The sequence below is a fragment of the Streptomyces sp. NPDC059477 genome, assembly GCF_042749375.1.
Classification (GTDB): Bacteria; Actinomycetota; Actinomycetes; order Streptomycetales; family Streptomycetaceae; genus Streptomyces.
On sequence record NZ_JBHYUG010000159.1, the window covers coordinates 1 to 9,232 of the forward strand.

6 protein-coding genes are annotated in these 9,232 nt (G+C 73.7%); all 6 read left to right on the plus strand.

The features are described 5' to 3' along the window. Nucleotides 1-2,232, plus strand: a 2,232-nt coding sequence (gene infB / locus ACFXAZ_RS38625) for a translation initiation factor IF-2 (RefSeq protein ID WP_384601492.1), incomplete at its 5' end; no start/stop codon positions are given. 280 nt (nucleotides 2,233-2,512) lie between these two features. Continuing rightward, entirely contained in the window at nucleotides 2,513-2,806 is a 294-nt protein-coding gene (locus tag ACFXAZ_RS38630) for a DUF503 domain-containing protein (RefSeq protein ID WP_384601495.1), read from the plus strand. Between the two features lie 48 nt (nucleotides 2,807-2,854). Then, on the plus strand, nucleotides 2,855-3,301 hold the full coding sequence (gene rbfA, locus ACFXAZ_RS38635; protein WP_384601498.1) for a 30S ribosome-binding factor RbfA: 447 nt from the start codon (nucleotides 2,855-2,857) through the stop codon (nucleotides 3,299-3,301). Further along, nucleotides 3,298-4,203, plus strand: a complete 906-nt coding sequence (truB, locus tag ACFXAZ_RS38640) for a tRNA pseudouridine(55) synthase TruB (RefSeq protein WP_384601501.1) — start codon at nucleotides 3,298-3,300, stop codon at nucleotides 4,201-4,203. The genes rbfA and truB overlap by 4 nt, the downstream gene beginning before the upstream one ends. Nucleotides 4,204-4,459: 256 nt before the next feature. Next, a complete protein-coding gene (locus tag ACFXAZ_RS38645; RefSeq protein ID WP_384601504.1) occupies nucleotides 4,460-8,023 on the plus strand; it encodes a serine protease in 3,564 nt (1,187 codons plus the stop codon). A gap of 152 nt (nucleotides 8,024-8,175) precedes the next feature. Continuing rightward, nucleotides 8,176-9,144: a bifunctional riboflavin kinase/FAD synthetase gene (locus ACFXAZ_RS38650; RefSeq protein ID WP_384601507.1), complete on the plus strand. Its 969-nt coding sequence runs from the start codon at nucleotides 8,176-8,178 to the stop codon at nucleotides 9,142-9,144. Nucleotides 9,145-9,232 lie beyond the last annotated feature (88 nt).

Genomic DNA, 9,232 nt, shown 5'->3' on the forward strand with positions numbered 1-9,232 from the left:
CGTCCCACCCCCGGCATGATGCCGCAGCGTCCGGCGGCCGGTCCGCGTCCCGGCGGCGGTGGCCCCGGTGGCCGCGGTCCCGGTGGCGGTGGCCGTCCCGGTGGCGGTGGCGGCGGTCGTCCCGGCGGTGGGTTCGCCGGTCGTCCCGGCGGTCCCGGTGGCGGTGGCGGCGGTTTCGCCGGTCGTCCCGGTGCTCCGGGTGGCGGTGGCGGTTTCGCCGGTCGTCCCGGTGGTCCCGGTGCGGGTGGCGGCGGTGGCCGTCCCGGCTTCGGCGGCCGTCCCGGCGGTCCCGGTGGCCGCGGTGGCACGCAGGGCGCCTTCGGCCGTCCCGGCGGTCCGGCCCGGCGTGGCCGCAAGTCGAAGCGGCAGCGGCGCCAGGAGTACGAGGCCATGCAGGCGCCCAGCGTCGGCGGTGTGATGCTGCCGCGCGGCAACGGCGAGGCCATCCGGCTCTCCCGTGGCGCGTCGCTCACCGACTTCGCGGAGAAGATCAACGCCAACCCGGCGTCCCTCGTCGCGGTCATGATGAACCTCGGCGAAATGGTCACGGCCACCCAGTCCGTCTCCGACGAGACGCTGGAACTCCTCGCGGGCGAGATGAACTACACGGTTCAGATCGTCAGCCCCGAGGAGGAGGACCGTGAGCTGCTGGAGTCCTTCGACATCGAGTTCGGTGAGGACGAGGGCGGCGAGGAGGACCTCGTGGTCCGTCCGCCGGTCGTCACCGTCATGGGTCACGTCGACCACGGAAAGACCCGGCTGCTCGACGCCATCCGCAAGACCAACGTCATCGCGGGCGAGGCCGGCGGCATCACCCAGCACATCGGTGCCTACCAGGTCGCGACCGAGGTCAACGCCGAAGAGCGCAAGATCACCTTCATCGACACCCCGGGTCACGAGGCGTTCACCGCCATGCGTGCCCGTGGTGCCCGCTCGACCGACATCGCGATCCTGGTCGTCGCGGCCAACGACGGCGTCATGCCGCAGACGGTCGAGGCGCTCAACCACGCGAAGGCGGCCGACGTCCCGATCGTGGTCGCGGTCAACAAGATCGACGTCGAGGGCGCCGACCCGACCAAGGTGCGCGGCCAGCTCACCGAGTTCGGACTGGTGGCCGAGGAGTACGGCGGCGAGACCATGTTCGTCGACATCTCCGCCAAGCAGGGGCTGAACATCGACTCCCTGCTGGAGGCCGTGATCCTCACCGCCGACGCCTCGCTCGACCTGCGGGCCAACCCGCACCAGGACGCGCAGGGCATCTCGATCGAGTCCCGGCTCGACCGCGGTCGCGGCGCCGTCTCCACGGTCCTCGTCCAGCGAGGCACCCTGCGGGTCGGCGACACGATGGTCGTGGGCGACGCCTACGGCCGGGTGCGCGCCATGCTCGACGACAACGGCAACAACGTCGCCGAGGCGGGTCCGTCGACGCCGGTCCAGGTCCTGGGCCTGACCAACGTCCCGGGCGCGGGTGACAACTTCCTGGTGGTCGAGGAGGACCGTACGGCCCGCCAGATCGCCGAGAAGCGTGCCGCCCGCGAGCGCAACGCGGCCTTCGCCAAGCGCACGCGCCGTGTCTCGCTGGAGGACCTGGACAAGGTCCTGAAGGCCGGCGAGGTCCAGCAGCTCAACCTGATCATCAAGGGCGACGCGTCCGGATCGGTCGAGGCACTGGAATCCTCCCTGCTCCAGCTCGACGTCGGCGAAGAGGTCGACATCCGGGTCCTGCACCGCGGCGTCGGTGCGGTCACGGAGTCGGACATCGACCTCGCCATGGGTTCCGACGCCATCGTCATCGGCTTCAACGTCCGCGCGGCCGGCCGTGCCGCGCAGATGGCCGAGCGCGAGGGCGTGGACGTCCGCTACTACTCGGTCATCTACCAGGCGATCGAGGAGATCGAGGCGGCCCTCAAGGGCATGCTCAAGCCGGAGTTCGAAGAGGTCGAGCTGGGCACGGCGGAGATCCGCGAGGTCTTCAAGTCGTCCAAGCTCGGCAACATCGCGGGTGTCCTCATCCGCTCCGGCGAGGTCAAGCGCAACACCAAGGCCCGACTGGTCCGCGACGGCAAGGTCATCGCGGAGAACCTCAACATCGAGGGCCTGCGCCGCTTCAAGGACGATGTCACCGAGATCCGCGAAGGGTTCGAGGGCGGTATCAACCTCGGCAACTTCAACGACATCAAGGTCGACGACGTCATCGCGACGTACGAGATGCGCGAGAAGCCGCGGGTGTAACCAGCCAACGGTTCATGCTGGCCGGCGGGACTTCAGTCCCGTCGGCCAGCACGCTGTCATCGCCCTTGAGGCCGATGCCCCCAGGGGCGCGGGGAACTGCGCGAGCAACCCCCCACGACTCGCACCCGCACACTGACGGACAACACAACGGGCCGCCCGCCCGCAGGGCAGGGCGAAACCCGGTCGAACGCCCGGCAGGGGCGCGGTACCGTTCTTGATGTCCCGCCCACCCAACCGGCGCGGGCACCGATCCCGTACCGGCGGGTTAACCGGAAAACACATGTACGTGGGGACACTGTCCTTCGACCTCCTCCTCGGCGATGTCCACTCGCTGAAGGAGAAGCGCTCCGTCGTCCGCCCGATCGTCGCCGAACTCCAGCGGAAATTCGCGGTGAGCGCGGCCGAGGTGGACCATCTGGACCTTCATCGCCGGGCCGTCGTCGGCCTCGCGGTGGTCTCCGGCGACACGGGGCATGTGACCGATGTGCTGGACCGGTGCGAACGGCTGGTGGCCGGCCGCCCCGAGGTGGAGCTGCTGTCGGTCAGGCGCCGCCTCCACGGCGACGACGACTGACCGCGAACACCACACGACGTACGACAGGAAAGAACGGGAGACGGACCAGTGGCCGACAACGCGCGTGCCAAACGGCTGGCGGACCTCATTCGAGAGGTCGTGGCCCAGAAGCTCCAGCGCGGGATCAAGGACCCGCGGCTCGGCTCGCACATCACCATCACGGACACCCGGGTCACGGGTGACCTGAGGGAGGCGACCGTCTTCTACACCGTGTACGGGGACGACGAGCAGCGGCAGGAGGCAGCCGCCGGCCTGGAGAGCGCCAAGGGCATCCTGCGCTCCGAGGTCGGCAAGGCCGCCGGGGTGAAGTTCACCCCGACCCTGGCCTTCGTCGCCGACGCCCTCCCGGACACCGCGAAGACCATCGAGGACCTCCTCGACAAGGCCCGCCAGTCCGACGAGAAGGTACGCGAGGCATCCTCCGGCGCCACCTACGCAGGGGACGCCGACCCGTACAAGAAGCCCGGCGAGGACGAGGACGACGCCGCCGAATGACCGAGAAGCCCACCCCGCCCGACGGCCTGGTCATCGTCGACAAGCCGTCGGGCTTCACCTCGCACGACGTGGTCGCCAAGATGCGCGGCATCGCCAGGACCCGGCGCGTCGGCCACGCGGGCACCCTCGACCCGATGGCGACGGGCGTCCTCGTCCTCGGCATCGAGCGCGCCACCAAGCTGCTCGGCCATCTCGCGCTGACCGAGAAGGAGTACCTGGGCACGATCCGGCTGGGCCAGAGCACCGTCACCGACGACGCCGAGGGCGAGATCACGAGGTCGGTCGACGCCTCGAAGGTCACCCGCGACGCCGTCGACACGGAGGTCGCGAAGCTCACCGGCCCCATCATGCAGGTGCCGTCCAAGGTCAGCGCCATCAAGATCGACGGCGTGCGCTCCTACAAGCGGGCCCGCGAGGGCGAGGACTTCGAGATCCCGGCCCGCCCCGTCACCGTCTCGTCCTTCGGGGTGTACGACGTCCGGGACGCGGTCGCCGAGGACGGCACGCCCGTGCTCGACCTGGTCGTGTCCGTCGTCTGCTCCTCCGGCACCTACATCCGCGCCCTCGCCCGCGACGTGGGCGCGGGCCTCGGCGTCGGCGGGCACCTCACCGCGCTGCGTCGCACCCGGGTCGGGCCGTACAAGCTCGACACGGCCCGGACGCTGGACCAGCTCCAGAAGGAGCTGACCGTGATGCCGGTCGCCGAGGCCGCCGGTGCCGCGTTCCCGCGCTGGGACGTCGACACCCGGCGGGCGAAGCTGCTCGCCAACGGGGTGCGGCTGGAGATGCCCGAGGAGTACGCGGGCGCCGGTGCGGTGGCCGTCTTCGGGCCCGGGGGCGGTTTCCTCGCGCTCGTGGAGGAGCAGCGGGGGAAGGCGAAGAGCCTGGCCGTCTTCGGGTGAGTACGGATGCCTGAGCGGGGCCTGTGTGCCCGTGGAGCGGCGGTCACGGGGTAGTGCCTGCCCACCGCTCCACGGTCCCCCCTCGGTTCCCCCTCTCCTAGGGTTTCCAAGGGACGGCGTCTGTTCACCCGTTCAGGCGGGCGCTTGGAGTGAACCCCGGGAGTGCAAGGGGGCGCGTTCGCCACCCGCTGTGTTCCCCCGATCACGGCCCGCCTACCGTCGTACACAGGTACGTGGTGGGTGGGGAGGTTCGACCATGGCGGGACGGCCCGGTCCCACCCCCTCCGGCGGGGCGCTCCGCGCGGCGGACGGCCCCGCCCTCGTCCATCTCCACGATCTCGCCGGACGCCCCCGCGGCCTCGGCTTCCTCGCCGACCACCACGGCACCCTGATCACCAGCCACGAGGCCGTCGACGGACTGCGCCGGCTCGTGCTGCGGACCGCCGGGGACCGCGCCTGCACGGTGACCGCCGACGACATCACCGCCCTGCCCGGCCGTGATCTGGCGCTCGTACGGACCGACGGACTCGGCGTGGACCCGCTGCCCGTCACCGCGCGCGAGCGGATCGGGACCGGCGGCTATGCGCGGCTCGCCGCCGGATGCTGGCGCGAGGCCCGGGTGCTGGGCACCACCGAGGTGACCTACACCGCCACCGACCGCGTCCATCTCCTGGACGACGCCCTGGAGCTGGCCATCGGCACGGCAGGGCGGGACGCGCTGCGGCTCGGCGGCGGCGCGGCGGGCGGCCCGCTGCTCGACACCGCCACCGGCACGGTGATCGGCGTGATCGGCACCGCCCTGCGCTCCGGCGCGCGCGACAGCGGCTTCGCGGTGCCGCTGCGCCCCGCCGCCGAAGGCCCCCTCGCCGACCTGCTCGAACGCAACGCCGCGACCGTCCCCGCCTACGGCGCCGACCTCAATCTCGCGGGCGTCCTGGAACTGACGGCCACCTCGGTCGGCTCCGACGGCCCCATGGGCGCGCTCACCGGCCGGGCGACGGTGGTCCCGGTGGCACGGGCCGCGGTCGCCGCCGGGTTCGCCGCCTTCACCGCGGGCGGCGCCGACGTCCTCGCCCTGATCGGGCCGCCCGGCAGCGGCCGTACGACGGAACTGGCGGCCCTCGCCGCCCACCGCGGCAGTGGCAGCGCGCCCGCGCCGACCCTGTGGCTGCGCGGCGCCGATCTACAGAACCGGGACGCCTCGGTGGCGGACGCGGCCGACCGCGCACTGGCCCGTGCCGCCCGGATCGTCGGCGCCTCCCGCCCCGGACTCCCCGAGCGGTTCGGCGACCTGACGCTCGAACGGCTCGCCCGGCCGGCCCGCGCCGCCGGACGCCCGCTGCTGATCCTGCTCGACGGCCCCGAGGAGATGCCGCCGGTCCTCGCCCACCGGCTGGGCGAGTGGACCCGGGGCACGGCCCGCCGGCTGGCGGAGAGCGGGGCGCGGATGGTGGTGGGGTGCCGGGCGGAGTACTGGGAGGTCGCCGGGGAGGGGTTCACGACGGGGGTCGGAGACGGATTCGCGGCAAGGGACGGAGACGCGTTCGCGGCGGGCGCCGGGTGCGAGTCGGGCGGAGTGGCCGCGCCGCACGGCGTCGCCGTCGAAGTGCCCTCGGTCGTGCCGCTCGGTGATCTCACCGGGGGCGAGGCCCGCGAGGCCCGGTCCCGGTACGGCATCCCGGAGGGCGCCCTGGTCCCCGCCGACGCCCGCCACCCGCTCACCCTGCGTCTGCTCTCCGAGGTACGGGCCGCCCTGCCGGAGGCCCCCGAACCCCGGGCGCTCGACCGGTACGACGTGCTCGCCGCCCATCTCGACCTGATGTGCCTGCGCATCGCCGTACGGATCGCCGCCGAGAACGGCATGGCGGGCCGGGCCGTCCGCCGGCTCGCCACCAAGGTCGCCGGACAGGTCCATGAGGCCGCGCGGGGCAGTCTGGGGCCCGGACAGGGGGAGCTGGACCGGGCCGCGTTCGAGGCGGTGTTCCCGTGGGGCCCCGCGCCCCGCGGGCTCGGCGGGGGCACCGGCTGGGCGTCGGCCGTGCTCGCCGAGGGGCTCCTCGTCCCCGCGGGCGGCGGCTACCGCTTCGCCCACGAGGAACTCGCCGACTGGATCCAGGGCATGCACCTCGACCTCGACGAGGCCCTGCACGCCCTGCTCCACCGCAGCCGCGAGCCCGCCGTCGCACCGCACCCCTTCCCCGTGCCCCACCACCGCATCGGACCGGTCGTCCAGTCGCTGCTGCTCCTCGCCCGCCAGCAGGACACCCACCGACTCGGCCTGAAACTGGCGGAGTTGGTACGGGCGCTGGACGCCGACCCCGCCTCCTGGTGGGCGGCGCGGCTGCTCGGCGAGGTGCTGCGCCAGGTGCCCGACGCGACCCCGTACCTCACCGCGCTGCGACTGCTGGCCGACCGGATCGTGCGGTGGCGGGGGGACGGGCGGGCGGTGCCCGTCGAGTTCGGGCCCGGCTTCTGGACCGGGCTCGCGGTGCCCGGCGCCGAGCGGCTCGACCTGCTGCGCCGACTGGTGCTCGCCGACCCGGCGCCGGACGGGCGCGCCGGGCCACGCCATCTCGACCCCCACACCGTACAGCCGCTGCTCATGCGGTGGTTCGACGACGAGCGGGCGCTGCCCGCGACCCCGCACGCCACCGTGGCGACCGCCGCGCAGGCGCTGCTGCACACGCATCGGCGGCGCGCTCTCGACGACCTCACCGAGGCGCTCGCCGAGCGGGCGCATCCACGGGCCGAGGAGCTGCTGGCCGTGCTCGCGGAGGAGGAGCCGTCGGCGAGCTGCCGGGCCGTGGACCGCTGGGCGCGCGACCCGCGTCCGGCCCGGCACGAGAGCGCCATGGTCCACGGGCTGCGCACCGGCCCCCATGTCCGCTCCGACGCCGACCGCGGCCTCCTGCGGCACGCGGCGCTGTGCGTGCTCGCCGCACCCGCCGACGCCCCCCTGCACGGAGCGGCGCTCGGCATCCTGGTCCGCGACCCGCGCAGCCGGGCCCGGCATCTGCCGAAGGCGCTCGCCCGGTTCGGGGCGGGCGACCCCCGGCTGCCCGCCGCCGCCCTGCTCGCGGCGCTGGACACCGATCCGGAACCGGTCCTGGAGGCGTTCCGGACCCGGCTGGCCACCGGCGGCGGGCCGGTCACCGCCGACGGGGGCGTGGCCGACGCGCTGTGGATCCTCCTCGATGCCACCCCGGCCGCGCTCGCCCGCCGGGTCGCCGTGCTGGTGGGGGAGGCGGTGGAGCGGCGGCCCGCGTGCGCGGGTGTGGTGGCCGAGTGGGCGGACGCCCGGCTCGACCTGCCGGATCTCGGCCGCGCGGTGGTGTTTCCGCTGGTGGCGGAGTTGCTGGCGGGGGGCTGCGAGCGGGCGCGGGGAGCGCTGGCCGGGGTGCTAGGCGAGGGCGGGGCCGCCGCCCGCTCGTCCACTCGCTCGTCCACTCGCTCGTCCACTCGCTCGTCCACTCGCTCGTCGCGCGCGGAGCTGCGCGAGGCTCTGCTGGCCAGGGAGCGGGAGCCGGGCGTACTGGACGCGCTGCTGCGCGGGGTGGTCGCGAGCCGCCCCGGGCTCGCTGACCGGCCGGACCAGGAGCTGGGCGCGCTGGTGCGCCGGATCGGCCTCCTGCTGGTCCGCACCCCCGAGGGCGCCGCGTGCTTCGACCGGGGGCTCGTCGACCTGGGGCGGCAGGTGCCCGGCTTCGCCGCGCAGGTGGCGGGGTGGCTGACACGGACGCCGCAGGAGTGGGCGGCGATGGTGGGGCCCAGCACCCGCCGGATGATCGGGAGCCTGGCGGGGGTGCGGGTGCCCGCGTGAGCGGGCCGGGGGAGGGGGCCCGTGGGAGGGGGTGGGCGTGCGCCCGGTCACAGCGTGGACGCCGATGCGGGGCCGGGGCATCCGGCATGGCACCCTTAGACCTGCGTAAGAAGCATCCGTTAACACAGACACGGGTTCGAGGAGCGGTCACAGTGCAACGCTGGCGTGGCTTGGAGGACATCCCCGAGGACTGGGGACGCAGCGTCGTCACCATCGGCTCCTACGACGGAGTACACCGCGGCCACCAGCTGATCATCCGGCACGCCGTGGAGCGCGCCCGCAAGCTGGGTGTGCCGTCCGTCGTAGTCACCTTCGACCCGCATCCCAGCGAGGTCGTCCGTCCGGGCAGCCACCCTCCGCTGCTCTCCCCGCACCACCGCCGGGCCGAACTGATGGCCGAGCTGGGGGTGGACGCGCTGCTGATCCTCCCCTTCACGGCCGAGTTCTCGAAGCTCTCGCCCGCCGAGTTCATCGTGAAGGTCCTGGTGGACAAGCTGCACGCCAGGGCGGCCGTCGAGGGCCCGAACTTCCGCTTCGGCCACAAGGCCGCGGGCAATGTCGAGTTCCTCGCCGAGCAGGGCAAGATCTACGACTTCGAGGTCGAGGTCGTCGACCTGTGCCTGACCGGGGAGGCGGGCGGCGGACAGCCGTTCTCGTCCACCCTGACCCGGGGCCTGGTCGCCACGGGCGATGTGGCGGGCGCCGCCGAGATCCTCGGGCGTCCGCACCGCGTCGAGGGCGTGGTGGTGCGCGGCGCCCAGCGCGGGCGCGAGCTGGGCTACCCGACGGCGAACCTGGAGACCCTGCCCCACACGGCGATCCCGGCCGACGGGGTGTACGCGGGGTGGCTGCACGCCCAGGGCGAGGCGATGCCGGCCGCGATCTCGGTCGGCACCAACCCGCAGTTCGACGGCACCGAGCGCACGGTGGAGGCGTACGCCATCGACCGGGTGGGGCTCGATCTGTACGGGCTGCATGTCGCCGTCGACTTCCTCGCGTTCGTCCGCGGGCAGGCGAGGTTCGATTCGCTCGACGGGCTGCTGGAGCAGATGGCGGTGGATGTGAAGAAGTGCCGGGAGTGGGTGGCGGAGGCGGAAGCCGAGGCCGCGCGGGGGAAGTAGCTCCCGGGTTGAGCGCGGGCCCTGGGGGGGCCGCGGGGGGGGGCGGGCGCCCCCCGCGAGCCCAGGGGGGACCGGGGCGGGCGGGGAA

Excerpts from the sequence above, each read along its gene's own strand:
- ACFXAZ_RS38630 (WP_384601495.1), top strand. The coding sequence starts at position 2,513 with ATGTACGTGGGGACACTGTCCTTCGACCTCCTCCTCGGCGATGTCCAC.
- truB (WP_384601501.1), top strand. The coding sequence starts at position 3,298 with ATGACCGAGAAGCCCACCCCGCCCGACGGCCTGGTCATCGTCGACAAG.
- ACFXAZ_RS38645 (WP_384601504.1), top strand. The coding sequence starts at position 4,460 with ATGGCGGGACGGCCCGGTCCCACCCCCTCCGGCGGGGCGCTCCGCGCG.